Origin of the sequence: Phenylobacterium sp. J426 (genome assembly GCF_024699945.1) — a bacterium.
Taxonomy (GTDB): Bacteria; Pseudomonadota; Alphaproteobacteria; order Caulobacterales; family Caulobacteraceae; genus Phenylobacterium.
In genome coordinates, this window is the sequence record NZ_JAJOMY010000001.1 from 1,989,562 (window position 1) to 2,013,184 (window position 23,623).

At 68.5% G+C, this 23,623-nt stretch carries 26 protein-coding genes, 1 tRNA gene and 4 pseudogenes; 23 read left to right on the forward strand and 8 right to left on the reverse strand.

What is annotated here, in order from left to right; all coding sequences use genetic code 11:
- The first annotated feature begins 5 nt into the window (after positions 1-5).
- Positions 6-1,814 (forward strand): translation elongation factor 4, encoded by a 1,809-nt coding sequence (lepA, locus tag LRS10_RS10470; protein WP_257837203.1) that lies wholly within the window; start codon positions 6-8, stop codon positions 1,812-1,814.
- A gap of 56 nt (positions 1,815-1,870) precedes the next feature.
- A complete protein-coding gene (locus LRS10_RS10475; protein ID WP_257839131.1) occupies positions 1,871-2,128 on the forward strand; it encodes an alkylphosphonate utilization protein in 258 nt (85 codons plus the stop codon).
- Here LRS10_RS10475 and LRS10_RS10480 read toward each other — a convergent pair whose 3' ends face one another.
- Complete coding sequence (locus tag LRS10_RS10480; protein WP_257837204.1) at positions 2,129-2,332, reverse strand: hypothetical protein; 204 nt, start codon at positions 2,330-2,332, stop codon at positions 2,129-2,131. It abuts the gene before it with no gap.
- A gap of 44 nt (positions 2,333-2,376) precedes the next feature.
- Between LRS10_RS10480 and LRS10_RS10485 the strand changes: the two genes are divergently transcribed.
- The 8 genes from LRS10_RS10485 to LRS10_RS10520 all read left to right on the forward strand — a co-directional run bounded on the left by LRS10_RS10485 (position 2,377) and on the right by LRS10_RS10520 (position 7,600).
- Positions 2,377-2,970: a Mut7-C RNAse domain-containing protein gene (locus LRS10_RS10485; protein WP_257837205.1), complete on the forward strand. Its 594-nt coding sequence runs from the start codon at positions 2,377-2,379 to the stop codon at positions 2,968-2,970.
- Positions 2,971-3,021: 51 nt separating this feature from the next.
- Positions 3,022-3,159 (forward strand): entericidin EcnA/B family protein, encoded by a 138-nt coding sequence (locus LRS10_RS10490; protein ID WP_257837206.1) that lies wholly within the window; start codon positions 3,022-3,024, stop codon positions 3,157-3,159.
- 70 nt (positions 3,160-3,229) lie between these two features.
- A complete protein-coding gene (locus LRS10_RS10495) occupies positions 3,230-3,451 on the forward strand; it encodes a hypothetical protein (protein WP_257837207.1) in 222 nt (73 codons plus the stop codon).
- A gap of 56 nt (positions 3,452-3,507) precedes the next feature.
- Positions 3,508-3,912 (forward strand): DUF983 domain-containing protein, encoded by a 405-nt coding sequence (locus LRS10_RS10500; protein WP_257837208.1) that lies wholly within the window; start codon positions 3,508-3,510, stop codon positions 3,910-3,912.
- Between the two features lie 913 nt (positions 3,913-4,825).
- A complete protein-coding gene (locus LRS10_RS10505) occupies positions 4,826-5,245 on the forward strand; it encodes a hypothetical protein (RefSeq protein WP_257837209.1) in 420 nt (139 codons plus the stop codon).
- An 84-nt stretch (positions 5,246-5,329) separates the two neighbouring features.
- Positions 5,330-5,488, forward strand: coding sequence for a DUF3309 domain-containing protein (locus LRS10_RS10510; protein WP_257837210.1), 159 nt, complete (start codon positions 5,330-5,332; stop codon positions 5,486-5,488).
- A 72-nt stretch (positions 5,489-5,560) separates the two neighbouring features.
- Positions 5,561-6,895 (forward strand): MFS transporter, encoded by a 1,335-nt coding sequence (locus LRS10_RS10515; protein ID WP_257837211.1) that lies wholly within the window; start codon positions 5,561-5,563, stop codon positions 6,893-6,895.
- 12 nt (positions 6,896-6,907) lie between these two features.
- Positions 6,908-7,600 carry a DUF599 family protein gene (locus tag LRS10_RS10520; protein ID WP_257839132.1) on the forward strand — a complete coding sequence of 231 codons (693 nt, stop codon included), beginning with the start codon at positions 6,908-6,910 and terminating at the stop codon, positions 7,598-7,600.
- Between the two features lie 92 nt (positions 7,601-7,692).
- On the opposite strand, the gene LRS10_RS10525 is transcribed toward LRS10_RS10520, so the two are convergent.
- Positions 7,693-7,953: an MmcQ/YjbR family DNA-binding protein gene (locus LRS10_RS10525; protein ID WP_308237951.1), complete on the reverse strand. Its 261-nt coding sequence runs from the start codon at positions 7,951-7,953 to the stop codon at positions 7,693-7,695.
- Positions 7,954-7,962: 9 nt separating this feature from the next.
- Positions 7,963-8,613 (reverse strand): peptide-methionine (S)-S-oxide reductase MsrA, encoded by a 651-nt coding sequence (msrA, locus tag LRS10_RS10530; protein WP_257837212.1) that lies wholly within the window; start codon positions 8,611-8,613, stop codon positions 7,963-7,965.
- A gap of 147 nt (positions 8,614-8,760) precedes the next feature.
- Between msrA and LRS10_RS10535 the strand changes: the two genes are divergently transcribed.
- Both LRS10_RS10535 and LRS10_RS10540 read left to right on the forward strand, forming a co-directional pair.
- Positions 8,761-8,850 (forward strand) — tRNA-Ser (locus LRS10_RS10535).
- A 364-nt stretch (positions 8,851-9,214) separates the two neighbouring features.
- Positions 9,215-9,406, forward strand: a pseudogene (locus LRS10_RS10540) (IS5/IS1182 family transposase); the annotation flags it as partial.
- A gap of 12 nt (positions 9,407-9,418) precedes the next feature.
- On the opposite strand, the gene glmM reads toward LRS10_RS10540, so the two are convergent.
- Positions 9,419-10,771 carry a phosphoglucosamine mutase gene (glmM, locus tag LRS10_RS10545; RefSeq protein WP_257837213.1) on the reverse strand — a complete coding sequence of 451 codons (1,353 nt, stop codon included), beginning with the start codon at positions 10,769-10,771 and terminating at the stop codon, positions 9,419-9,421.
- A 118-nt stretch (positions 10,772-10,889) separates the two neighbouring features.
- Between glmM and glmS the strand changes: the two genes are divergently transcribed.
- Entirely contained in the window at positions 10,890-12,710 is a 1,821-nt protein-coding gene (gene glmS / locus LRS10_RS10550; RefSeq protein WP_257837214.1) for a glutamine--fructose-6-phosphate transaminase (isomerizing), read from the forward strand.
- 60 nt (positions 12,711-12,770) lie between these two features.
- Here glmS and LRS10_RS10555 read toward each other — a convergent pair whose 3' ends face one another.
- Complete coding sequence (locus LRS10_RS10555; RefSeq protein ID WP_257837215.1) at positions 12,771-13,034, reverse strand: hypothetical protein; 264 nt, start codon at positions 13,032-13,034, stop codon at positions 12,771-12,773.
- A 185-nt stretch (positions 13,035-13,219) separates the two neighbouring features.
- On the opposite strand from LRS10_RS10555, the pseudogene LRS10_RS10560 reads away from it, so the two are divergent.
- The 4 genes and pseudogenes from LRS10_RS10560 (at position 13,220) to LRS10_RS10575 (ending at position 16,230) form a co-directional block, all read left to right on the forward strand.
- Positions 13,220-14,090: pseudogene (locus tag LRS10_RS10560) on the forward strand (UTP--glucose-1-phosphate uridylyltransferase).
- 145 nt (positions 14,091-14,235) lie between these two features.
- Complete coding sequence (locus LRS10_RS10565) at positions 14,236-15,048, forward strand: NAD-dependent epimerase/dehydratase family protein (protein WP_257837216.1); 813 nt, start codon at positions 14,236-14,238, stop codon at positions 15,046-15,048.
- Between the two features lie 5 nt (positions 15,049-15,053).
- Positions 15,054-15,371 carry a hypothetical protein gene (locus tag LRS10_RS10570; protein ID WP_257837217.1) on the forward strand — a complete coding sequence of 106 codons (318 nt, stop codon included), beginning with the start codon at positions 15,054-15,056 and terminating at the stop codon, positions 15,369-15,371.
- A gap of 3 nt (positions 15,372-15,374) precedes the next feature.
- Positions 15,375-16,230, forward strand: a pseudogene (locus LRS10_RS10575) (SDR family oxidoreductase).
- Between the two features lie 69 nt (positions 16,231-16,299).
- Here LRS10_RS10575 and LRS10_RS10580 read toward each other — a convergent pair.
- Positions 16,300-17,133, reverse strand: a pseudogene (locus tag LRS10_RS10580) (DMT family transporter); the annotation flags it as partial.
- Positions 17,130-17,879 (reverse strand): alpha/beta fold hydrolase, encoded by a 750-nt coding sequence (locus LRS10_RS10585; RefSeq protein WP_257837218.1) that lies wholly within the window; start codon positions 17,877-17,879, stop codon positions 17,130-17,132. The pseudogene LRS10_RS10580 and the gene LRS10_RS10585, both read right to left, overlap by 4 nt.
- A gap of 57 nt (positions 17,880-17,936) precedes the next feature.
- Between LRS10_RS10585 and LRS10_RS10590 the strand changes: the two genes are divergently transcribed.
- The 5 genes from LRS10_RS10590 (at position 17,937) to LRS10_RS10610 (ending at position 22,954) form a co-directional block, all read left to right on the forward strand.
- Positions 17,937-19,115 carry a glycosyltransferase family 4 protein gene (locus LRS10_RS10590; RefSeq protein ID WP_257837219.1) on the forward strand — a complete coding sequence of 393 codons (1,179 nt, stop codon included), beginning with the start codon at positions 17,937-17,939 and terminating at the stop codon, positions 19,113-19,115.
- Positions 19,115-20,101, forward strand: a complete 987-nt coding sequence (locus LRS10_RS10595) for a glycosyltransferase family 9 protein (RefSeq protein ID WP_257837220.1) — start codon at positions 19,115-19,117, stop codon at positions 20,099-20,101. The genes LRS10_RS10590 and LRS10_RS10595 overlap by 1 nt, the downstream gene beginning before the upstream one ends.
- Positions 20,102-20,209: 108 nt before the next feature.
- Complete coding sequence (gene infC, locus LRS10_RS10600) at positions 20,210-20,731, forward strand: translation initiation factor IF-3 (RefSeq protein WP_257837221.1); 522 nt, start codon at positions 20,210-20,212, stop codon at positions 20,729-20,731.
- A gap of 8 nt (positions 20,732-20,739) precedes the next feature.
- Entirely contained in the window at positions 20,740-21,600 is an 861-nt protein-coding gene (bla, locus tag LRS10_RS10605) for a subclass B3 metallo-beta-lactamase (protein WP_257837222.1), read from the forward strand.
- A 163-nt stretch (positions 21,601-21,763) separates the two neighbouring features.
- A complete protein-coding gene (locus LRS10_RS10610; protein ID WP_257837223.1) occupies positions 21,764-22,954 on the forward strand; it encodes an MFS transporter in 1,191 nt (396 codons plus the stop codon).
- A gap of 2 nt (positions 22,955-22,956) precedes the next feature.
- Here LRS10_RS10610 and LRS10_RS10615 read toward each other — a convergent pair whose 3' ends face one another.
- Positions 22,957-23,169 (reverse strand): hypothetical protein, encoded by a 213-nt coding sequence (locus LRS10_RS10615; RefSeq protein ID WP_257837224.1) that lies wholly within the window; start codon positions 23,167-23,169, stop codon positions 22,957-22,959.
- 240 nt (positions 23,170-23,409) lie between these two features.
- On the opposite strand from LRS10_RS10615, the gene rpmI reads away from it, so the two are divergent.
- Entirely contained in the window at positions 23,410-23,610 is a 201-nt protein-coding gene (gene rpmI, locus LRS10_RS10620; protein ID WP_257837225.1) for a 50S ribosomal protein L35, read from the forward strand.
- The last annotated feature ends 13 nt before the right edge of the window (positions 23,611-23,623 follow it).

The window sequence follows — 23,623 nt, forward strand, 5'->3', positions numbered from 1 at the left end:
GCGCAATGACGACTCCCCTCGACAAGATCCGCAACTTCTCGATCGTGGCTCACATCGACCACGGCAAATCGACACTGTCCGACCGTCTCATCCAGGAAACCGGGGCGCTGACCGCGCGCGAGATGAGCGAGCAGGTGCTCGACAACATGGACATCGAGCGTGAGCGCGGCATCACCATCAAGGCCCAGACCGTCCGGCTGCACTACAAGGCCGACGACGGCGAGACCTACGTCCTGAACCTGATGGACACCCCTGGGCACGTGGACTTCGCCTACGAGGTCTCGCGCTCGCTGGCCGCGTGCGAGGGCTCCATCCTGGTGGTCGACGCCTCGCAGGGCGTCGAGGCCCAGACGCTAGCCAACGTCTATCAGGCGATCGACAACAATCACGAGATCGTGCCGGTCCTCAACAAGATCGACCTGCCCGCCGCCGAGCCCGACCGGGTCCGCCAGCAGATCGAGGACGTGATCGGCCTGGACGCCACCGACGCCGTGGAATGCTCGGCCAAGTCCGGCGTCGGCATCCACGACGTGCTGGAAGCCATCGTCACCCGCCTGCCCCCGCCCAAGGGCGACCGCGAGGCGCCGCTGAAGGCCCTGCTGGTCGACGCCTGGTACGACCAGTACCTGGGCGTCGTGGTGCTGGTCCGCGTCTTCGACGGCGTGCTGAAGGTCGGCCAGAAGGTCAAGATGATGCAGACCGGGGCCCAGTACCAGATCGACCGCCTGGGGGTGTTCCGGCCGAAGCAGACCGACGTGGCCGAGCTCGGCCCGGGCGAGGTCGGCTTCATCACCGCGTCGATCAAGGAAGTGGCCCACGCCGCCGTCGGCGACACCATCACCGACGAGCGGAAGCCGACGACCTCGCCGCTGCCCGGCTTCCGCGAGGTGCAGCCGGTCGTCTTCTGCGGTCTGTTCCCCGTAGACGCCGCCGATTTCGAGGATCTGCGCGCCGCCATCGGCCGCCTGCGCCTGAACGACGCCAGCTTCACTTATGAGATGGAGACCTCGGCCGCCCTGGGCTTCGGCTTCCGCTGCGGCTTCCTCGGCCTGCTGCACCTGGAAATCATCCAGGAACGCCTCAGCCGCGAGTTCGACCTCGACCTGATCGCGACGGCGCCCTCGGTCGTTTACAAGATCAAGATGGCGCACGGCGGCGGCGAGATCGAGCTGCACAATCCGGCCGACCTGCCGGACCCGATGAAGATCGAGACCATCTCCGAGCCGTGGATCAAGGCGACCATCTTCACGCCGGACGAATACCTCGGCTCGATCATCAAGCTCTGCCAGGACCGCCGCGGCGAGCAGCGCGAGCTGTCCTACGTCGGCAACCGGGCCATGGTCGTCTACGACCTGCCGCTGAACGAAGTGGTGTTCGACTTCTACGACCGCCTGAAGTCGATCTCGAAGGGCTACGCCAGCTTCGACTACTCGATCGAGGCGTACCGCGCCGGCGACCTCGTGAAGATGTCGATCCTGGTCAACGCCGAGCCGGTGGACGCCCTTTCCATGCTGGTCCACCGCGACCGCGCCGAGAGCCGTGGCCGGGGCATGGTCGAGAAGATGAAGGAGCTGATCCCGCCGCACATGTTCCAGATCCCGATCCAGGCGGCGATCGGCGGCCGGATCATCGCCCGCGAGACCGTGCGCGCGCTGCGCAAGGACGTGACCGCCAAGTGCTACGGCGGCGACATCAGCCGCAAGAAGAAGCTCCTCGACAAGCAGAAGGAGGGCAAGAAGCGCATGCGGCAGTTCGGCAAGGTCGAGATCCCGCAGGAGGCCTTCATCGCCGCCCTCAAGATGGATGCGGATTGATGAGCGACGCAGGAAGCGGCGACGAGTTCGTCTACGACGAGGACACCGGCGAGTGGATCAGCGTCACCGAGGCGGCCGAGAAGGCCGCCGCGGCGGGGCGGGTCGAGGTGCGCGACGCGGTCGGCAACCTCCTGGCCGACGGTGACAAGGTGACGCTGACCAAGGACCTCGAGGTCAAGGGCGCCGGCCAGACGCTGAAGCGCGGCACGGTGATCCGTTCGATCCGCCTGACGGGCGACCCTCAGGAGATCGACTGCCGGCACGAGACCATCAAGGGCCTCGTGCTCAGGGCGGAATTCGTCAGGAAGCTCTGATTAGAGCTGGTTGAACTCGCCGCAGCGGCACTTCACCACCACATCGCGCAAGCGGGCCGCGTCAGTCTCGATCAGGATCAGGTCCTCGCACGCGCCGCACCGGTACGCCGTGCCTTCCGAGCCGGTGGTCACCTCCTGGGCCATGAGGACGGTGCGGCGGCCGACGAACAGGCCGGGGAAGGTACGCATCGGGACTTCGAGCACGCGGAAACTCCAGTTACTCAGGCGAGGCCGTTTCGCACCGCACAATGATCCTGGCAAGGTTTCGTTGCAGTGCGACAACGTCGTTCGGCCAAGTTTCATCAAACTGCCAAAATAACGGTCACACCGCGGCGCTTGATCCGAGCGGTGGTCCGGTGCGTTCTGGGCCCATGCGCTTCCTGTGCGACGAGATGCTGGCGCCGCTGGCCCGTCTCCTGAGGGCGGCGGGCTACGACACCTACCTGGCCTCCGATGGCGAGCCGGACGCGGGGTTGTTGAAGATCGCCCGCGAGGAGGGGCGCATCCTGTTGACGCGGGACAAGCGGCTCGCGGCGGCCGCGGCGGAATCGGTGCTGATCGAGGGGCGGGGCGTGGACGCCGAGGCCGAGAGCCTTTCGCGAGGCGTCGTCCTCGACTGGGGTTTCGCGCCCTTCACGCGCTGCGTCGTGGACAATGCCCGGCTGCGGGAGGCCAGCCTCGATGAAATCGATCGGATGCCCGAAAGCGCCCAGGCGAAAGCGGGGCCATTCCGAGCCTGCCCGGCTTGCGGGCGGCTCTACTGGCCGGGCAGCCATGTCCGGCGCATCGGCGAGCGGCTGAACGGGCTGACCAACGGCGCCCCAATGCCGCCGCAAGCTTGACTAGAACCCCGAGCTCTTCGACCTAGGACAGATCCCAGAGGAGCTCCCATCATGCGCAAACTGATCGTGCTCGCCGCCGCGGCCTCGGCCCTGCTGGTGGGCGCCTGCAACACCGTGGCCGGCCTCGGCCGTGACGCCCAGGCCGCCGGCCGCGCCGTCACCGGCGCTGCGGAAGACGCCAAGAACTAGCCGGCGGCTGGAGCGTAGGAACCCTGCGGGCCTCCCGAGGTTGGGTCCAGGACCAGCCAAGGAGGCCCGCATGTCCAGTTCGAAGCACCCAGCCCCCGGCGAAGCCAGCCCGCCCCGCGACGACCTGCAGGACGACCCCGGCATCGGCGCGTCCCGCGGCACGACCATGGCCGGCGAGGATCCGCACATCCTGCGCGAGGACGGTGAGAACACCGAAGAGGGCGATGTCGGCAATGACGCCGACGCCTTCGGCCGGCCCACCGCCCAGAACAGCCACCGCACCAACCCCTAGCCCGGGCTGCGGCCGAACGCCGTCGCCCCCTTTCGCGGGGGCGACGGAGCGGGCATATGCGGGCCATGGCCGAGATCGTCCATCCGCTTATGCGCTCCATCTCCCGCGGCGCGCGCCACAAGTGCCCGGCCTGCGGCGAGAGCCGCCTGTTCTGGCGCTACCTGAAGGTCATCGACCGCTGTGAGCGGTGCGACCATAGCCTGGCGCAGTATCCGGCGGACGACGGCCCAGCCTACCTGACCATCTTGCTGGTCGGTCACCTGATTGTGGCGCCGCTGCTGCTGTTCCCTATCGTGTGGGAAAGCGACCCGCGCTGGTCGCTGCCCATCATCCTGACCTCGATGGCGGTGATCACCCTGTCGCTCCTGCCCCGCGTGAAGGGCGGCTGGGTGGGGCTGATGTATGCGCTGGGCGTCAACGACCGCGATTCCAAGCTCCACACCGCCGACGCGGCTGACTGAGGGCCTGGCCGTGTAGGACAACGTGCCCGACGGGCGCAGCGATCTAGCGCGCGAATCTCAGCATCAGCACCGCCGCTTCAAGATTCTTGTTTTGTTCTTGGCTCGCCGTCTGAGCCGCGCTACCATTTCTGCGCGCTGGGTCGTGTAGCGTTCAGGCTCCAGAGCGCTCCACATCACATGAAAAGCAGGGGGCTCTTTTTGGGCCGGCGCGGGGGCATGGGCGAAAACATCGCTCAGTTCATGGAACGTCAGCGGCGTAGGGCCGCCCACCTCGGTCGAGAGGCGGAAGCGGCTGCACATGAAGCTTATGGGGCGGCCAGATCCGGAACGACCTAGATCCGAATGCGCAGCCCGACGCACCAACCTTTGCCGGCCAGCTTCAGCAAGCCTTCGACGTCGGACAGAATTATGGAGAGCTCGTCTTCGATGTCGGCTCGATGGCGGTGGGCGGCCCGGCGGCCAAGATGGTGAAAGGCTTCGACCGCGGAGCGAATGTAGGCAACGTGGCGAAGTACGCGGCGCAGGGGTTCAGTCCGAGGGCGGCAGCGCATCTCGCAGAGCCCTATCCGGCATCGAACATGGGCAGCCACCTCATCCCGCGACGAGCCAGGCTGCCAGCTCTGCTTGGGGGGCGGGGCAATCCCCCGCGATTACATGGATGGTCCATTCCACAAGTTGATCCCTCCGGGCATCAGCCGCGGCGACATGTACGGACTTCACTATGGCGTCGACCCGCGGTTCCACGGCACGGCGGTGCTCGGTGAGCGCTGGAGCGGAAGGGACCTCGGCTTGCAGCGGCACGGGCCAATAGGTCAGGTTGGTACGGGAGCCCCGCACCATTGAAAGCGCGGGTCGGCGGGGTGGCCGCAGCGGCCGGAGGCGCGATCGAATATCTGGAAGGGGATGACGGCGGATGGTGAAGCTGAGGCCGAACGTCTGGTTCAAGGCCGACCTCCCGTACGATGCCATCTATGCCGAGGACGGCAACGAGCTTCAGTTCGCCGGGCAGGCTGTCGCTCGAGTTGTCGCTGAAATGTTGAGAGCGCGAGGCTATCGCGTCGATGAGCCGGAGAATCAATACGAGAGCGGCTGGTCGTTCGAGGCGTATCGGGAGCGGCAGCGCTTTTGGCTGCAAGTCACCTTTATCGACGGCTACATCCTTCAGACGCAGGACATGACCTGGCGGCTCCTGCCCAGCAAAGCTGCGTTCGTTGGATTCCTTCGGGATCTTGAAGACGACCTGCAGAGCGATCCGCGCTTCAGCGAAATGCGATGGTGGGTGAAGGATTGGCCGCCCACGGCGGACGAGTCGTTTCGAAGCCCGGTCGAATGAGGCGCGGCAGCGCTCCGGAACCTCGGCTGTGCCGCGCACGTTCGAAGCTACGGCGCAGGTCGGGGACAGCACGAGGAGAGCTGAATGTCCCTTGGCACCATCCTGATCATCATCCTGATCCTGCTCCTGATCGGCGCCCTGCCGAACTGGGGTTATTCACGCGGTTGGGGCTATTTCCCCAGCGGCGGGCTGGGTCTGATCCTGGTGATCATCATCATCCTGGTCCTATTGGGGCGCATCTAGCGACGCGGCCCTTGGCGTTGGCCGCCGCTAACCCCTAGCATCCGCCCCCAAAGCCAAGTTGGGGGGAGATGCATGACAGCCACGGAAACGGGGGCTGACACACAGGCGCCGCCTGCGGTTACGGCCGTCGGGCTGACGCCGCTTCAGAGAGCGAAGGCGATCGTCGGCGGCTCGGCCGGCAACCTCGTCGAGTGGTACGACTGGTTCGCCTACTCGTCCTTCGCCCTCTACTTCGCGCCGCATTTCTTCCCGAAAGGCGATTCGACGGCTCAGCTGTTGCAGACCGCCGCGATTTTCGCGGTGGGCTTCTTCGCGCGCCCCCTCGGCGCCTGGCTGATGGGACTCTACGCCGACTGGAAGGGCCGCCGCGCGGCCCTGGCGCTGAGCGTCGGCATGATGTGCGCCGGCGCCGCGGCCATCGCGCTCCTGCCCGACGCCCGCCACATCGGCCCCTGGGCGCCGCTGGGACTGCTGGCGGCGCGCATCCTGCAGGGTCTCTCCGTGGGCGGAGAGTACGGCGCAAGCGCCACCTACATGTCCGAGATGGCCGGGCGGGCGCGGCGCGGCTTCTGGGCCAGCTTCCAGTACGTCACGCTGATCGCCGGCCAGTTGCTGGCCGTAGGCGTCCTGATCCTGCTGCAGAACGTGATGGACCGCGCGGCGCTCGAGGACTGGGGCTGGCGTCTCCCGTTCGTCTTCGGGGCGCTGCTGGCGGTAGTGGTCTTCTGGATCCGCAGCGGCATGGACGAAAGCCCGTCCTATGTGGCGGCCAAGGCGGAGGGCGCGCCGCGGGCCCAGACCATGATGCTGTTCACGCGCTACCCGCGCGAGAGCGCCATCATATTCGTCCTGACGGCGGCCGGCTCCTTGGCCTTCTACGCCTACACGACCTACATGTTGAAGTTCCTGAGCCAGACGGCCGGGTTCTCCAAACCCGTGGCCAGCGCCATCAACGGCGCGACCCTGGTGCTCTTCATGGTCGCCCAGCCTCTGTTCGGGTGGCTCTCCGACAAGCTCGGACGCAAGACGACCATCGCCTTCGCCTTCCTGGGCGGCGCGGTGGCGACCTACCCGGCGATGTCGGCGCTGGCCGGGACCACCTCTCCGACCGCGGCGGCGGGGCTGGTCGCTCTGCTGCTGCTCCTGCTGTCCGGCTACACCGCCGTCAGCGGGCTGGTGAAGGCCGAGCTCTTCCCCGCCCACGTGCGGGCCCTGGGCGTCGCCCTGCCTTACGCCATCGCCAACGCCATGTTCGGCGGCACCGCCGAGTATGTGGCGCTGTGGTTCAAGGGCGAGGGGATGGAGAGCGGCTTCTACGTCTATGTGTCGGTCATCATGGCGGCCGCGTTCCTGGTGGCCGTCCGGTTGCGAAACACCAACGTCCACAGCCTGATCAAGGAGGACTGACCCGTGCTGCAGATGCCGCCGCTCGACGTCGCCGCCTTCGCGGTCTTCGCGGTGGCGTGGCTGTTCTACGAGCCGCTGCTGACCCTTGTCGGCAAGCGGCGCGGCGGGGTGCTGAACACGGACATGACGGTCATCCGGGCGGCCTGGATGACCAACATGACCGGCCGCGATCCGCGGCTGATGGACGGCCAGCTGCTGGGGCATGCGCTGAACTCGGCCTCGTTCTTCGCCTCCTCCAACCTGCTGCTCATCGCGGCCGCCGCCGGCGCCCTGTTCGGCGGCGAGGCGACGTTCCGGTCCGTATCGGCGCTGGAGGTGATCAAGACCTCGTCGCGGATGCTGTTCGAGCTGCAGCTGGCCCTGGTGCTGGTGGCCCTGGCCCGCGGGCTGCTCGACTTCATCTGGTCGATCCGCCAATTCAACTACTGCATCGCCGCCATGGGGGCGGCGCCCGACCCGATGCCCGACGCCACCGATCGGGCCGCCTACGGGGCGGCGCTGTCGCGGCTGCTCAATCCGGCCCTGTCCTCGTTCAACGCCGGGGTCCGCGGCTACTACTTCGCCCTGGCGGCCGCGGCCTGGCTGTTCGGGCCCGTCGCCTTCATGGCAGCGACCTTGGGCGCCGTGGGCCTCCTGCTGTGGCGCCAGCGCTCGTCGCCGGCGGCGGCGGCGATCCGCGACCTGCGCCGGCTCCTCGAACGCTGAACCGCCGCTAGCCGAGGCCCAGTTCGGCGCGCGCCTTCCGGGTCAGCTTGGCGGCGACGAGCTGGTGGGAGGTGGCGAGCCAGTCGGCCAGGTCAGCCTCGCCGAGGTCCGCCAGGTCGACGATCACCCACTGGCCCTTGGCCAGGTAAAGGCGCCTGGCGGGCGGGCCCGCCTTCGGTCAGCGCCATGAAGCCGATCTCGCTGACCTTGAACGACACCCCCTCGTCGCCGCAGGTGGCAAACACCTTGCCACCGACCTTGTAGACGTCGTGGCCGCCCCACTGGACGACATGGGTGGCCGCGGGCTGGCCCAGCGCCAGCCGCGACACGGTCTCGTGCGTGACCGCCCCCACGAACCCCGCCTAGGCCTCGACGCCGACGCCGATCGGGCAGGTGACGCCCGTGCCGCCGATGCCGCAGTAGCCGTGCGGGTTCTTGGCCAGGTACTGCTGGTGGTAGTCCTCGGCGAAGTAGAAGGGCCCAGCGGGCGCGATCTCTGTGGTGATGCGGCCGAGGCCCGAGGTCGACAGCGCCTGCTGATAGGCCTCGCGCGAGGCCTCGGCTTCCGCCGCCTGGGCGTCGTTGGTGACCAGGATCGCCGAGCGATATTGGGTGCCGATGTCGTTCCCCTGGCGCATGCCTTGCGTGGGGTCGTGGTTCTCCCAGAACGTCTTCAGGAGGTCGCCGTATCCGACCACCTTCGGGTCGTAGACCACCAGGACCGACTCGGTGTGGCCGGTGCGGCCCGAGCAGACCTCCTCGTACGTCGCGTTGGGGGTGACGCCCTGCTGGTACCCCACGGCCGTCACGTGCACGCCGGGGATCTGCCAGAAGACGCGCTCCACGCCCCAGAAGCAGCCCATGGCGAAGTAGGCGGTCTCCAGACCGTCGGGGTACGGCCCCTTCAGCGGGCGGCCGTTGACGAAATGGGTGTCGGCGGTGGGCAGCGCGTTCGGGCGGCCCGGCAGCGCCTCTTCGGGCGTCGGCAGGTCGAGCGGCTTCTTGAAGAGCATGGGCGAAGGCTCCGGAAAGGGGGTCGGCCGACTAGATAAGGCCTCGCCGGGCCCGGCGCATCCCCGCCACTGGCGCCGCCGCGGCGAACCGCGCTTGCCCCGGCACGCGTCCTGACTATATTCGCGCCCTCTCCGCGGGAGCCGTGGGGTGAGGTGGCCGAGTGGTTGAAGGCGCACGCCTGGAACGCGTGTATAGGGGAAACTCTATCGAGGGTTCGAATCCCTCTCTCACCGCCAACGTTAGCTAGGCCCTTGATCTTCAAGGAAGTGCCTAGAACGGCAAGGAAAACAATGGCTTCGAGGCGGCCGAGTTTTACACTTGGCAAAACTGACGAGCCGATGCCGACCTACCTCACCAAGATCCAGGCAACCTACTACCACCGCCGCCCCTTCAGCGGTTTCTCCTGACACGCAACGGCAAGCCAAAGACTGAGTGGATGGAGAGCCTGCGGACCAAGGACAGGCGCACCGCCGAGCAGGCCCTACATCGCCGCAATGTGGAGTGGACGAACTGATCCGCGAGGCGGAAGCCCGCCTAGCGTCCATGCGGGCCGATCCCGCAGCACGACGCCGCGCACAGGCCGAGCGGGAGGATCACACCACGGGCAGCGATCGCCAGCAGCTCGCGGAAATGAGCGGCAAGGCCAAGGACGCCATGGGCGTGGAGCGCCTCGAGATGCTGGCCGACCGTGGCTACTTCTCCGGCGAGGAGATCCTGGCGTGCGAGCAGATCGGCGTGACGCCGCATGTGCAGAAGCCGCTCACCTCAGGCGCCAAAGCGGACGGCAGCTTCGCCCCGACGCGCCTACGCGGCCGCCGTCTTCACGGCGCCGGCGATCTCCTTGACCACCTGGCTGACCAGCTTGGCGTCGTCGCCTTCGGCCATGATGCGGATCAGAGGCTCGGTGCCGGAAGGTCGGATGACCAGGCGGCCGGAACCGTTCAACCGGGCCTCGGCCTCGGCGATGGCCTGTTTCACCTGGGCGTTCTCCAGCGGCTTGCCCGAGCTGAAGCGCACGTTCTCCAGCAGCTGCGGGACCGGTTCGAACTGGCGGGCCAGGGCGCTCATCGGCTTGTCGCTGACCTTCAGCACCGCCAGCACCTGGAGCGCCGCGATCAGGCCGTCGCCGGTCGTCGAGAGGTCGGAGAGGATCAGGTGGCCGGACTGCTCGCCTCCGAGGTTGAAGCCGCCCTCGCGCATCCGGGCCATGACATAGCGGTCGCCGACGGCGGTGCGCTCGAGCCTGAGTTGGCGGTCGGCCAGATAGCGCTCGAGGCCCAGGTTGGACATGACGGTGGCGACGACGCCGCCGCCCTTCAGCCGATCCGTCTTGGCGAAGCTGTCGGCGATGATGGCCATGATCTGGTCGCCATCGACGATCTGGCCCTTCTCGTCGCAGATCACCAGGCGGTCGGCGTCACCGTCCAACGCGATGCCGATGTCTGCGCGATACTCCTTGACCAGCTTAGACATGGCCAGCGGATGGGTGGAGCCGCACTCTTCGTTGATGTTGAACCCGTTGGGCTCGACGCCGACGCGGATCACCTCCGCGCCAAGTTCGTAGAGCGCCTCGGGGGCGACCTTGTAGGCGGCGCCGTTGGCGCAATCGATCACGATGCGCATTCCGGCCAGGCTCAGACCTCTCGGGAAGGTCGCCTTGGCGATCTCCACATATCGAGCCTGGCTGTCGTCGATCCGCTGCACGCGCCCCAGCTTGTCGGGCGGAGCCAGGTTCTCTTGCAGCCCCTGATCCATCCGGGCCTCGATCTCGAGCTCCTGCTCGTCCGACAGCTTGTAGCCGTCGGGACCGAACAGCTTGATGCCGTTGTCGGCGAAATGGTTGTGCGAGGCCGAGATCATCACGCCGAGGTCGGCGCGAAGCGAACGGGTCATCATCGCCACGCCGGGGGTCGGGAGCGGGCCGAACAGGCGCACGTCCATGCCGACGCTGGTGAAGCCCGCCACCAGGGCTGGCTCGATCATGTAACCCGACAGCCGGGTGTCCTTGCCGATCACCACCAGGTGGCGGCGGTCGTCTTTCGACATGAACAGCTTGCCGGCCGCCATGCCGACCCGGAGCGCAACCTCGGCCGTCATCGGATGGCGGTTCGCCTGACCGCGGATCCCGTCAGTGCCGAAATAGGCGCGCTTGCTCATCGGTCAGCCTCGAAACGTTTGGAAACTGAGATTTAGTGGCTCGGACCTTAGCCGATGCTAAAGCCGCAGCGTTACAGGGTCGAACCTTCGCCTCTAGCACAAGGAACGCGCGAACCACATGTGCGGCATCATCGGCATCGTGGGCGTCAAGCCCGTCCAGGACCGGCTGCTCGACAGCCTCAAGCGCCTGGAGTACCGCGGCTATGACTCGGCGGGCGTTGCTGGGATCGTCGACGGCAAGCTCGAGCGGCGCCGCGCGGCGGGCAAGATCCGGGCTTTGGAGGAGGTGCTGGCGGAAGATCCGCTGCGCGCCACGGTCGGCATCGGCCACACCCGCTGGGCGACGCACGGCGCGCCGACCACCAGCAACGCCCACCCGCACAAGGCCGGCCGGGTCACCCTGGTGCATAACGGCATCATCGAGAACTTCGCCGAACTCCGAGAGGCGCTGAAGGCGAAGGGCCGCACCTTCGAGAGCGAGACCGACACCGAGGTCATCGCTCAACTGCTCGACTGCGAGCTGGAGACCGGCAAGGCGCCCCTGGAGGCGTTCAAGGCCACCCTCGACCAGCTCACCGGCGCGTACGCGCTGGGCGTGCTGGTGGAAGGCGAGGACGGCTTGGTCATGGGAGCCCGCCGGGGCAGCCCGCTGGTCGTCGGTTACGGCGACGGGGAGATGTTCATCGGCTCGGACGCCCTGGCCGTCGGCCCGTTCACCAACCGGATCAGCTACCTGGACGAAGGCGACTATGTCGCCATCTCCCATGACTCGGTGCGCATCTTCGACGAGAGCGGCGCGCCGGCCGAGCGGCCGATGCGGACGGTGCCGGCCTCGGCCGCTCTCGTGGAGAAGGGCAACTACCGCCACTTCATGGAGAAGGAGATCCACGACCAGCCGGAAGGGTGCCAGCGCACCATCTCGGCCTATGTGGACACCATCACCAGCCGCGCCGCCGTCTCGGGCGACATCGACTGGGCGAAACTGGAGCGGATCCAGATCGTGGCCTGCGGCACGTCCTACATCGCCGGCCTCATGGGCAAGTACCTGATCGAGCAGATGGCCGACCTGCCGGTCGACGTCGAGATCGCCTCGGAGTTCCGCTATCGCCAGCCTTCGCTCCGGTCCGGTGCGCTTGCCATCGCCATGTCGCAGTCGGGCGAGACGGCCGACACCCTGGCCGCCCTGCGCTTCTGCCAGGCCAAGGGCATGCAGACGGCGGCGGTGGTGAACGCCACAGAGTCGACCATGGCCCGCGAGGTCGACGTGGTCTGGCCGATCCACTGCGGGCCGGAGATCGGCGTCGCCTCGACGAAGGCCTTCACCGCCCAGGTCTCGGTGCTCACGGCGGTGGCCATCGCCGCGGCCCGGGCGCGCGGCAAGATCGACGAGGCCGAGGAGCAGCGGCTGGTGAAGGTGCTGCTGGAGGCCCCGCGACTGATCGCCGAGTCCATCAAGCTGGAGGACGCGGTCCGGGCCATCGCCCAGGACGTCGCCAAGGCCCGGGACGTGCTCTACCTGGGCCGGGGGCCGATGTACCCGCTGGCCCTGGAAGGCGCGCTGAAGCTGAAGGAGATCAGCTATATCCACGCCGAGGGCTATGCGGCCGGCGAGCTGAAGCACGGGCCGATCGCCCTCGTCGACGAGCAGACGCCGATCGTCATCCTGGCCCCGATGGACAGCTATTTCGAGAAGTCGGCTTCCAACATGCAGGAGGTCATGGCCCGGGGCGGCCAGGTGATCTTCATCACCGACCCCGAGGGCGAGAAGCACGCGCCGAAAGGCGCGCGGGTGGTGGTGACGGCGCCGAAGTGCGACCCCTTGATCGCGCCCCTGGTGCTGTCGGCGCCGGTGCAACTGCTGGCCTACCACGTGGCCGTGCAGAAGGGCGCGGACGTGGACCAGCCGCGCAACCTGGCCAAGTCGGTCACCGTCGAGTAGCGCCAAGCAAAACGGCCGCCCCGAGGGGCGGCCGTCGAAATCCAGTCGTAGAACCGGAGCCTACTTGGGCGCCGGAGCGTCGGCCGGGGCCGTCGTGGTCGTCGTCGTGCTCTCGGTGGTGGTGGTCGCCATGCCGTCGGTCGCCGCGGGCGCGGCCGGATCGGCCGGCGGAGTGGTCGCCATCATGGAGTCGGTGGCCGCGGGCGCGGTCGCGGAGGCGTCGGCGGCGGGCGCGGCCGGAGCTTCTTCGGTCTTCTGTTGGCAAGCGGCCAGGCCAAGGGCCATGACGCCGGCGGCGGCGACAGTCAGAGTGCGAAGCTTCATTTTATCTGGCTCCCTAGGGGTGAATCCCCGTCGAGGACGGTGGCACAGCTTTGCCTGATCGCAAAATCGTGATCACACGGGCAAGGTCGCCGCGCCGGCCGGGATCGTCGAGCGTCCTGCGGCGTTCTGAGAGCCGCGAGCTAAAGCTGAGCTTCGGATGGTTCCGGGGCCTTCGGAGGGGATGAATGACCAAGCGTGTGCGTAAGGCCGTCCTGCCTGTGGCGGGTCTGGGAACGCGGGTGCTGCCGGGCGCGAAGACGACGCCGAAGAACCTGCTGAACGTCGTGGACCGGCCGATCCTGTCTTACATCGTCGAGGAGGCGCGCGCCGCCGGCATCGAACACTTCGTCTTCATCGTCGGTCGCGGCCAGGGCGCCATCGAGGACTATTTCGACGCCAATCCCGAGATCGAGCAGGCGCTGGAAGCCAAGGGCAAGACCGACATCCTGGCCGAGGTGCGGCGCGATATCCTGCAGCCCGGCCAGATGAGCTTCGTGCGCCAGATGGCTCCTCTGGGGCTGGGACACGCCGTCTGGTGCGCTCGCGACATCATCGGCGACGAGCCGTTCGCGGTGATGCTGCCCGACATGCTGATGGCGGCCACGCCGCCGGCCCTGGCCCAGGCGGTCGCCGCCTACGAGAAGACCGGCGGCAACATCGTGGTCGTCGAGCCGGCCCCCGAGGGCGAAGCCCACAAGTACGGCATCGTGGCGCTGGACGGCCAGGACGGCCGGCTGAACCGCATGACCGGCATGGTCGAGAAACCCGCGCCCGGGACCGAACCCTCCAACCTGTTCATTTCCGGCCGCTATATCCTGCAGCCCGAGATCTTCGAGATCCTGGAGACCCAGGAGCGCGGGCGCCGGCGGCGAGATCCAACTGACGGACGGCATGGCCAACCTGATGAAGGTCCAGGACTTCCACGCCCTGGAATACGACGGAACGACCTACGACTGCGGCGACAAGATCGGGCTGCTGCGGGCCAACGTCGCCTTCGCCCTCCTGCGCCCCGAACTGAAGGACGCCGCCCGCAAGGCGATCGAGGAGCTCCTCTGAACCGGCTTCCCCCGCCGCCCCGGGCGTCATATCCCTAGCAGCGGTGGGGGGCTTCCAGGACTGGGAGCGGGAATGCGGGTACTGATCCTCGGGGGCGACGGCTTCTGCGGCTGGCCGACGGCGCTGCATCTGTCGGCGCGCGGCCATGACGTCGCGGTCGTCGACAACGGCTCTCGGCGACAGAATCGACGAAGAGCTGGGCGCGGGCTCGCTGACGCCGATCGCGCCGCTGGCGGAGCGGATCGCCGCCTGGCGCGAGGTCTCTGGCCACGAGATCGCCGTTCACGGCCTGACCGTCGGCCGCGACTTCGACGCTCTGGTGGGGCTGCTGACTGGCTTCCGGCCCGACGCCGTCGTCCACTTCGCCGAACAGCGGGCCGCGCCCTATTCGATGAAGTCGGCGGCCCACAAGCGCTACACCATCGACAACAACCTGAACGCCACCCACGACATCCTGGCCGCGATCGTCGAAAGCGGTTTGGACATCCATCTGGCGCACCTCGGCACCATGGGGGTCTATGGCTACGGCACGGCCGGCGTGCCCATCCCGGAGGGCTATCTCACCGTTCAGGTCGAGGGCCCGGACGGCTGGATGCCGAGGGAGATCCTCTATCCGGCCAATCCCGGGTCGATCTACCACCTGACCAAGACCCAGGACGCCTTGCTCTTCCAGTTCTACGCGCGCAACGACGGGCTCCGGATCACCGACCTGCACCAGGGCATCGTCTGGGGCGCTCAGACCGCCGAGACGCGGTTGGATCCGCGGCTGATCAACCGCTTCGACTACGACGGCGACTACGGCACGGTGCTGAACCGCTTCCTGATCCAGGCGGCGCTCGGCTATCCGCTCACCGTCCACGGGACCGGCGGGCAGACGCGGGCCTTCATCAACATCCAGGACACGGTGCGCTGCGTGGAGCTGGCGCTGGCGCACCCCCGGCGCGCGGCGAGCGGGTGAAGGTGATGAACCAGATGACGGAATGCCGGCGTGTTCGCGACCTTGCGCGACTGGTGGCGGACCTGACCGGGGCGGAGGTGGCGCACCTGCCGAACCCGCGCGCCGAGGCCGACGAGAACGAGCTCTGCGTCGAGAATGGCCGGCTGCTGGGATATGGCCTGCAGCCGATCACCCTGGCGGAGGGCCTGCTGCTGGAGATCACCGAGATCGCGCGGGCCTACGCCCATCGGGCCGACCTCTCGAAGATCCCTTGCGTCTCGGCCTGGAACGCCGAGCGGGCGGAGGCCATCGCGGCCTCCTCGGCAAAGGTGGCCGCGGAGTAGCGCTTGCACCTGTTCGTCTTTGGCTATGGCTTCTCGGGACGGGCGCTGGCGCGGCGACTCCAGGCGCAGGGCTGGACCGTAGCGGCCAGTCACCGCGGACCGCCCGATCCGCTCGTCGCGGACGGCGTGACCCCGGTCCACGTCGAGGACCGGGACGGGTTGGCGCGCGCCCTGTCGGCGACCCAGGCCCTGCTCGTCACCGCGCCGCCAGGGGCCGAGGGCTGCCCGGGCCTGAACACCCTCGTGCCGGCGTTGGCGAGGGCCCGCGCCTTCCCCGACTGGACCGGCTATCTGTCCACCACCGGCGTCTATGGCGACCGGCGAGGCGGCTGGGTGACCGAGCGGAGCCCGCTGGCCGCCCAGTCGGTCGAGGGCGCCCGCCGCGTGGGGGGCCGAACGCGACTGGCTGGAGGTGGGCCGGGGCATGGGACTGACGGTCGCCGTATTCCGGCTGCCCGGCATCTACGGCCCCGGCCGCTCGGCCTTCGACCGCCTGCGCGACGGCCGGGCCAAGCGCATCGCCGCGCCGGGCCAGGTGTTCTCGCGGATCCATGTGGACGACCTGGCGGCCGGGCTGGCGGCTTCGATCTCACGGCCGCGGGCGGGCGGGATCTACAACCTGTGCGACGACGAGCCGGCGCCGAACCCCAACGTCGTGGCGTACGCCGCGACGCTGCTCGGCCTGCCGGTCCCACCGGAGATCCCGTTGGCCGAAGCCGGCCTGGGCCCTTCGGCCATGCGGTTCTACGCCGAGAGCAAGCGGGTCTCGAACGCGCTGGCCAAGGCCGAGCTCGGCTGGCGCCCCGCCTATCCCACCTATCGCGAAGGCCTGGCGCAGATCCTCGCCGCAGGCGGCTAGGATGGGGGCGTCCGCGGCCGATAGGCGGAGACGGCGATCCCGGCCAGGATCAGGGGCCATCCCCACGGCGTGGTGCGGACGGAACGCCTCGCCGAGCAGCAGCACGGCGAGGATGGCGCCGAAGATCGGCTGCAGGTGCAGGTACTGGCTGGCCCGCGCCGAACCGACCAGCTCGACGCCGCGGTTGAAGAACAGATAGGCCGCGAACGACGGCAAGGCGGCGATGTAGCCGATGCCGATGAGCGCCTTCGGCGAGAACTGCATCCGTGCGCCGAGCGCGGCCTCGAACGCGTAGAGCGGCGCGAGCGCCAGGGCGGACACGGCGAAGGTGGCCCACAACAGGCTGAGCGGATGGACGTCGGGCCGCCGGCGCAGGATGAGCGAGTAGATCGCATAGAGCACGACGCCGATCAGGATCAGGCCGTCGCCGGGATTAAGGCCGAGGTGCAGCAGGTCCCACGGCCGGCCGCCAGTCACCACCGCCAGCACGCCGACCAGGGACAGGGCCATGCCGGCCACCTGCCAGCGGTTCACGCGGTCCTTAAGCGCCAGCCAGCCGAACAGCATCACGAGCGGCGGGATGCCGGCCTGTACGACCACGCTGTTCAGGGCCGTCGTGGTCTGGAGGCCGAAATAGAGCAGCACGCCGAAGCTCGCGACGCCGAGCAGCGAAAGGGCGACCACGAGCCGCCAGCGGGCCTTCAGCACCGGGAGGTCGCGCCTCAGGTGCGGCCAGGCGAGCGGCGTCACCAGGGCGAGCGCCAGCACCCAGCGCCAGAACGACAGAGCCACCGGCGGCACGATGCCGGCGAGCGCCCGGCCGGCGATGGAATTGCCCGCCCAGAAGAGGACAGTGAGCGACAGCAGGAGCGGCGCCGCGCGCCAGAGAACTGCGGGGCTCAGGAGGCCACCTCGTCCAGAGCCGCGATCAGCCGCTCCAGGTCCTGTGGCCGCGACAGCCGATGGTCGCCGTCCTTGATCAGGGTGAAGACCACGTCCGGCCCCTTGATGGCGTTGGCGAGCTGCAGCGCGTGGCTCCACGGCACGTCGGGATCCTCGCCGCCCTGCAGGATGCGGACAGGAACCTCGATCGGTACCTCCTGCGCCTCCAGGATCGACCAGCGCGCGCCGTCCTCCAAAAGCTCGCGGGTGATCGGATAGGGCTCGCCGTACTCGCTGGGCCGCAGCCAGACGCCGTCGCGGGCGAGGTCGGCGAGGCCCTCCGGCGGGATCTGGGGCTTCATCAGCTTCTCGGTGAAGTCAGGGGCCGGCGCGATCAACACCATGGCCTTGACCCGATCGGGCTCGGCCATGGCCACCAGCGACGCGATCCAGCCCCCCATGGACGAGCCGACCAGCACGACCTGCCCGTCGTTGAGGGCCTCCAGCACCGCAAGGGCGTCTTCGCGCCAGCGCGTGATCGTGCCTTGGCGGAAGTCACCCGACGACTCGCCGTGGCCGAAGTAGTCGAAGCGGACATAGGCGCGGCCGGCGGCCAGGGCCCAGTCGGCCAGGGCCTGGGCCTTGGTCCCGGCCATGTCGGACTTGAAGCCGCCCAGCCAGACCACCGCGGGGCCTCGCCCCTCGACCTTGCGCCAGGCCACATGTTCGCCGCCCGGGCGCGCCAGATAACCGCTCGTCTCGCTCATGCCGACCTCTTAGCAGCCCCTCTTAGCTTCGGGGCCAACTCAGTTTAGAGAGGCCTCGTGCCCCTACACTCCGACTTCACCCTGCTGCAGGTCATCCCGGAGCTCGAGACCGGCGGCGCCGAGCAGAGCACCATCGACATCGCCCAGGCCGTGGTGCGCGCCGGCGGGACGGCGCTGGTCGCGACGGCGGGCGGTCGGATGACCTCTCGGCTCCAGGCCGACGGCGGCCGGCTGGCGCAGATGCCGGTGCAGACCAAGAACCCGCTGGTGATGTTGGGCAACGCCGCGCGGCTGGTGGCTCTGATCCGGCAGGAGAAGGTCTCGATCGTGCATGCGCGCAGCCGCGCCCCCGCCTTCTCGGCGCTCTGGGCGGCGCACGCCACCGGCACGCCGTTCGTCGCCACCTACCACGGCGTCTACAAGGCCAGGAGCGGGCTGAAGCGCTGGTATAATGCGGTGATGACGCGGGGCGACCTGGTGATCGCCAATTCGGAGTACACCCGCGACCATATCCTGGCCGAACACCACATCGACCCCGCCAAGCTGGTGACGATCCCCCGCGGCGTCGACTTCGACAGGTTCAATCCCGCCTATGTCGCGCCCGACCGTGTCGAGGCGCTGCGCACGGCCTGGGGCGTTGCGGCGGGCGATCCGCGGGTGAAGGTGCTGCTGGCCGGCCGGCTGACGCGTATCAAGGGCCATCTGACGATCATCGAGGCCGTGCGGCGGCTTGCCGCCAAAGGACGACAGGACCTGCTCGTCCTGTTCGCCGGCGACGATCAGGGGCGGACCGGATACAGCGAGGAGTTGCAGAACGCGATCAGCACAGCCGGTCTTCAGGAGGCCGTAAGGATCGTCGGCCATTGTGACGACATGCCTGCAGCCTATCTCCTCGCCGACCTCGCGATCCTGCCGACCACGGTGCCGGAGTCCTTCGGCCGCGCGGCGGTGGAGCCGCAGGCCATGTGCCGGCCGGTGATCGCCTCCAATCATGGCGGCGTGACCGAGACGGTGGTCGATGGCGTCACCGGCTGGCTGGTTCCGCCCGCGGAGCCCGACGCCTGGGCCGCGGCCCTGGCGGGCGCGGCCGACGCCGGCGCCGGCCAGCGGATGGAAATGGGCCATGTCGGGCAGAAGCGGGCCCGCCAGCTCTATTCGGTCGAGGCGATGTGCGACGCCACCCTTGCCGCCTACGCCCGCGTTCTCGAGGCCCGCAGCTCTCACGGCGGTCGCTGATGCCGCGTACGATCGAGCGCATCCTGGTCATCAAGCTGTCGGCGCTGGGCGACTTCGTCCTCGCCCTGGCGGCCATGAAGAAGATCCGCGAGGCGCATCCCAAGGCGCACATCACGCTGCTGACCACGCCCCCGTTCGAGGCTCTGGCCAAGACCTGCCCCTACTTCAACGCCGTCGACACCGGCGGCCGGCCCGAGAGCTTCCCCGAGTGGATGGCGCTCCGAAAGCGGCTGAAGGCGATGAATCTGAGCCGCGTCTACGATCTGCAGACGTCGGCCCAGTCGAACCGCATCTTCCAGCTGCTGCGGCCCGGTCCGCCCGACTGGTCGGGTATCGCGTTCGGCTGCTCGCTGCCGCACAGGAACCCGCTGCGCAACGGCATGCACACCCTGGAGCGTCAGGCCGACCAGCTGATGTACGCCGGCATCTGGCCCGACGCGCCGACCGAGCCTGGAACGGCGCCGGCGCCCGACCTATCGTGGGTGCTGCGGCAGGCGCCGGCCGAACGGCCCGTGCCGGGCGGCGTAAAACCCCGCCCCTACGTCATGTTCGTGCCCGGCGGCTCGGCGCACCGGATGGACAAGCGCTGGCCGCTGGAGAAGTACGCCGAGCTGGCGAAGATCCTGTACTCGCGGGGCTTCGACATCGTGATCATCGGCGGCCCGCAGGAGACCACCCTCGCGCACGCCATCCAGCGCCACACGCCACGCGCCCGCGACCTGACCGGCCGCACCGACTTCGGCCGGGTCGCCATCCTGGGGGCCAAGGCCGCGCTGGCGATCGGCAACGACACCGGCCCGCTGCACCTGGCCGCAGCCGCCGGCGCGCCGACGGTGGTCCTGTTCGGCAAGAGTTCCGACCCGACGCTGTCGGCGCCGCGGGGGCGCGTCGCCATCCTGCAGGCCGACAATCTGGCCGACTTGAGTGTGGCCCAGGTAGCGCAGGCGGCCAATTCTCTGGCGCCTGCCCCCTCTGCGCGACCTTGATACCGAAGTATCCCTTCGTCATATACTGACGGCACGCCCGGAGCGCTCGACGCGCACCGGCGTTTTTGCGTTTCAACAGCACCAGGAGCACTGCCTATTCGCCGCCCCATGAACACGCCGCCCGTCAAGGAAGGGCCGCGTATGAATGAAGAGATCCGCGTTCCTCGCGTCCTGCTCATCGACCAGCACGGTGAGAAGCAAGGCGTGATGCCCACCTCCGCCGCCATCGAGGCCGCTGAAGAAGCCGGCTTGGACCTGGTGGAGATCGTCCCCAACGCGGATCCGCCCGTCTGCAAGATCCTGGACTACGGCAAGTTCAAGTTCCAGGAGCAGAAGAAGAAGAACGAGGCGCGAAAGAAGCAGAAGGTCGTCGAGCTCAAGGAAATCAAGCTCCGACCCAATATCGACCAGCACGATTACGACGTGAAGGCGCGATCGATGCACCGCTTCTTCGAGGAAGGCGACAAGGTGAAGATCACCCTTCGCTTCCGCGGCCGGGAACTGGCCCACCCCGAACTTGGCATGAAGCTGCTGCAGAAGGTGAAGGCCGACTTTGAGCCGGTGGCCAAGGTCGAGTACGAGCCCCGCATGGAGGGCCGCCAGATGATCATGATCCTGGCCCCCCGCTGAGCCGGCGCGTGATCCGGCAAGCCTTCGGAATTCTGGGAGCGGCCGTCCTCGGGGCGGCCGCTTTCTTCATGCCGGCTGCTGCGCAGGAACGGGGCAACGAGCCGGTGAGGCCCTTCGCGGTCGCAGACGGCGTCTGGTGGGTCGGCGCATCCGACGTCGCCGCCTACCTCATCCAGTCGAACAAGGGCCTGATCCTGATCGACGGCGGCTATGCGACGACCGCGGCGCAGATCCTGAACAACATCCGCCGCCTGGGTTTCGACCCCCGGCAGGTGAAGATCATCCTGAACAGCCACGCCCACTTCGACCATGCGGCGGGGATCGCCCAGCTCAAGGCCGAAACCGGCGCCAAGGTCCTGGTCAGCGCCGAGGACGGCAAGCTGATGGCCCGGGGCGGGCGGGGCGACTTCTTCCTGGGCGATCGCTACCCCTACACGCCGGTGAAGCCGGACGGCAGCATCCGCGACGGCCAGAAGGTCAAGCTGGGCGAGCGCACGCTGACCGCCCACCTGACCGCCGGCCACACCCGCGGCTGCACCACCTGGACCTTTCCGGTGACCGTCGCCGGCCAGGTGCGCCAGGCGATGATCCTGTGCTCGAACAGCGTGCTCCCCGGCTACCGGCTGGTCGGCCAGGAGAGCTATCCCGGCATCGCCGCCGACTACGAGAAGAGCTACCGCTTCTGGCGCACAGCGCCCTGTGAGGTCTTCCTCGGCAGCCACGCCCAGTTCTTCGGCGCGATGGAGAAGGCCAAGTCCGGCGAGGCCGACGCCTTCGTCGATCCCGAGGGCTGCCGCGCCTATTTCGAGAAGGGCTATGCGGCCTTCCGGGCCGAGCTCGCGAAGCAGCAGGCCGCGACCGGCCGCTGAGGCCTGGCGGCAACAGCTCACGCCCCTTGGACGCGCGCCGGTTGTGGCTGCGGGAGCCTGAGCCTACCTCCACCGCCATGTCCCAGTTCGCACCGCGGGCGGCGACGCCGCACGCGTGCGCGCCGCCGCCCCCCGTCATTTCCGCAAACCGCCGGGCCGGGCCATGAGCGAGCTCGAGGAACGCCGGGCGCTTGTCGTCCTGCTGGGCGTCATCTTCCTGATGATCGCCGGCTTCGGCCTGGTCATCCCGCTGCTGCCCTTCTTCGCGCAGGCGTTCGACGCGCCGGCCTGGCAGGTGACGCTGCTGTTTTCGACGTTCTCGATTGGCCAGTTCCTGGGCGAGCCGTTCTGGGGCCGGCTGTCGGACCGCATCGGCCGCCGGCCCGTGCTGATCGTCACCATCGGCATGGTGGGCGTGAGCTATGCGGCCCTGGCGTTCGCCCCGAACATCGCCTGGGCCTTCGCCATCCGGTTCGCCAACGGCTTCTTCGCGGGCAACATCTCCACCCTGCAGGGCGCTCTGGCCGACATCACGCCGCCCGAGAAGCGTCCGCAGCGCATGGGGATCATGGGGGCGGCGTTCAGCGCGGGCTTCATGACCGGGCCCGCCATCGGCGGCCTCCTGGCCCAGCCGGGGCGCGGCGCCCTGGGCTTCCAGCTGCCGCTGCTCGTGGCGGCGGCCTTCGCCATGGCCTCGGCGGTGGCGGTCGTCCTCCTGGTGCGCGAGCGCCGGCCCGACGCCGCCCCGCTGCCGAAGGGGCCGAAACCCGCCCGCGTGCGCGACGCCTTCGCCCACCCGATCATCAGCCGCGTGGTGATGATCAGCTTCATCGTCGTGGTGGGTTTCGCCGGCATCGAGGCGACCTACGGCCTGTGGACCGAGGCCCGCTTCGGCTGGGGTCCGCGCCAGATCGGCCTCGCCTTCATGGGCATCGGCCTGTTGGGCGCGGTCTGCCAGGGCTGGCTCTCAGGCCGGCTGGCGCGCCGCTACGGCGAAGCCGCGACTCTGACGGCCGGCCTGGTGCTGATGGGGCTGGGTCTCATGGTCCAGGGCCTGTCGCCGACCTGGATCGTCGCGATGGTCGGCTTCGCGCTGGTGTGCGTCGGCCAGTCGATCTGCTTCCCGAACGTCTCGGCGCTGATCTCCCAGGCGGCGCCGGCGCATCGCCAGGGCGAGATGCTGGGCCTGAACATGAGCGGCATGGCGCTGGCGCGCATCGGCGGCCCGGTGCTGGCCGGGCAATTGTTCTCCCGGGTGGCGCCCGGCTCGGTGTTCGGCTTCTCGGCGCTGCTGATCCTGCCCGCCCTGTGGTTCGCCCTGCAGGTGCGGGCCAGGACCAGCCGCCCGGCCTGAGGCTAGGCCCGGATGTCCAGCACGGCGCCGCGGCTGGCCCCCTGGCCGCTGCCCTTGCCGGAGGGATCGCCCGTGGTCGACGAGCCTGACTCGGCCTCGGCGACCTTGTCGCGCTGGCGCTCGGCGCCCTGATCGGTCCGGTCGGTGCGTTGCGGCGCGACGGCCTGGGGATTGTAGCCGGGCGTGAAGGGCGCCGCGGGAGAGGTGCTCGACATTGCCTAGTCTCCGTCGCCGCGCGTGCCGCGGCCGGGGACACCCTGGTTAGGTCATCGCGGGTAACCGCTCTTTAAGAGTTGCGGTAAAAGGCGCGGAAAGCATGCCGGGCGGCGGGCCCGCCTTGCGCTTTGCGCCTCTTTCCGCTACTAGCCCGCCCCTTCGGAACCGCCTGGCCCCAAGGCATGCCATGGCGGTTCATCAACACGACCAGAGGACGGGGCGTCCGCGCTCCGAGTGAAATGCCGAAACTGAAGACGAAGTCGGGCGTGAAAAAACGCTTCAAGATGACGGCGACCGGCAAGCTGAAGGCCGGCGTGGCCGGCAAGCGCCACCGCCTCATCAGCCACAACGGCAAGTACATCCGTCAGAACCGCGGGACGAAGGTCATGTCCGAACAGGACACCAAGATCATCAAGTCCTGGCTTCCCTACGGCCTGTAAGGAGAACTGACAG

Coding starts and splice junctions, on each gene's coding strand:
- LRS10_RS10495 (WP_257837207.1), top strand. CDS start 3,230: ATGTCCAGTTCGAAGCACCCAGCCCCCGGCGAAGCCAGCCCGCCCCGC.
- LRS10_RS10505 (WP_257837209.1), top strand. CDS start 4,826: ATGGTGAAGCTGAGGCCGAACGTCTGGTTCAAGGCCGACCTCCCGTAC.
- LRS10_RS10615 (WP_257837224.1), bottom strand. CDS start 23,169: ATGTCGAGCACCTCTCCCGCGGCGCCCTTCACGCCCGGCTACAATCCC.
- glmM (WP_257837213.1), bottom strand. CDS start 10,771: ATGAGCAAGCGCGCCTATTTCGGCACTGACGGGATCCGCGGTCAGGCG.
- LRS10_RS10515 (WP_257837211.1), top strand. CDS start 5,561: ATGACAGCCACGGAAACGGGGGCTGACACACAGGCGCCGCCTGCGGTT.
- LRS10_RS10555 (WP_257837215.1), bottom strand. CDS start 13,034: ATGAAGCTTCGCACTCTGACTGTCGCCGCCGCCGGCGTCATGGCCCTT.
- LRS10_RS10510 (WP_257837210.1), top strand. CDS start 5,330: ATGTCCCTTGGCACCATCCTGATCATCATCCTGATCCTGCTCCTGATC.
- LRS10_RS10610 (WP_257837223.1), top strand. CDS start 21,764: ATGAGCGAGCTCGAGGAACGCCGGGCGCTTGTCGTCCTGCTGGGCGTC.
- LRS10_RS10490 (WP_257837206.1), top strand. CDS start 3,022: ATGCGCAAACTGATCGTGCTCGCCGCCGCGGCCTCGGCCCTGCTGGTG.
- LRS10_RS10520 (WP_257839132.1), top strand. CDS start 6,908: ATGCCGCCGCTCGACGTCGCCGCCTTCGCGGTCTTCGCGGTGGCGTGG.
- LRS10_RS10595 (WP_257837220.1), top strand. CDS start 19,115: ATGCCGCGTACGATCGAGCGCATCCTGGTCATCAAGCTGTCGGCGCTG.
- msrA (WP_257837212.1), bottom strand. CDS start 8,613: ATGCTCTTCAAGAAGCCGCTCGACCTGCCGACGCCCGAAGAGGCGCTG.
- LRS10_RS10570 (WP_257837217.1), top strand. CDS start 15,054: ATGAACCAGATGACGGAATGCCGGCGTGTTCGCGACCTTGCGCGACTG.
- LRS10_RS10565 (WP_257837216.1), top strand. CDS start 14,236: ATGACGTCGCGGTCGTCGACAACGGCTCTCGGCGACAGAATCGACGAA.
- LRS10_RS10485 (WP_257837205.1), top strand. CDS start 2,377: ATGATCCTGGCAAGGTTTCGTTGCAGTGCGACAACGTCGTTCGGCCAA.
- rpmI (WP_257837225.1), top strand. CDS start 23,410: ATGCCGAAACTGAAGACGAAGTCGGGCGTGAAAAAACGCTTCAAGATG.
- lepA (WP_257837203.1), top strand. CDS start 6: ATGACGACTCCCCTCGACAAGATCCGCAACTTCTCGATCGTGGCTCAC.
- LRS10_RS10585 (WP_257837218.1), bottom strand. CDS start 17,879: ATGAGCGAGACGAGCGGTTATCTGGCGCGCCCGGGCGGCGAACATGTG.
- LRS10_RS10500 (WP_257837208.1), top strand. CDS start 3,508: ATGCGGGCCATGGCCGAGATCGTCCATCCGCTTATGCGCTCCATCTCC.
- infC (WP_257837221.1), top strand. CDS start 20,210: ATGAACACGCCGCCCGTCAAGGAAGGGCCGCGTATGAATGAAGAGATC.
- glmS (WP_257837214.1), top strand. CDS start 10,890: ATGTGCGGCATCATCGGCATCGTGGGCGTCAAGCCCGTCCAGGACCGG.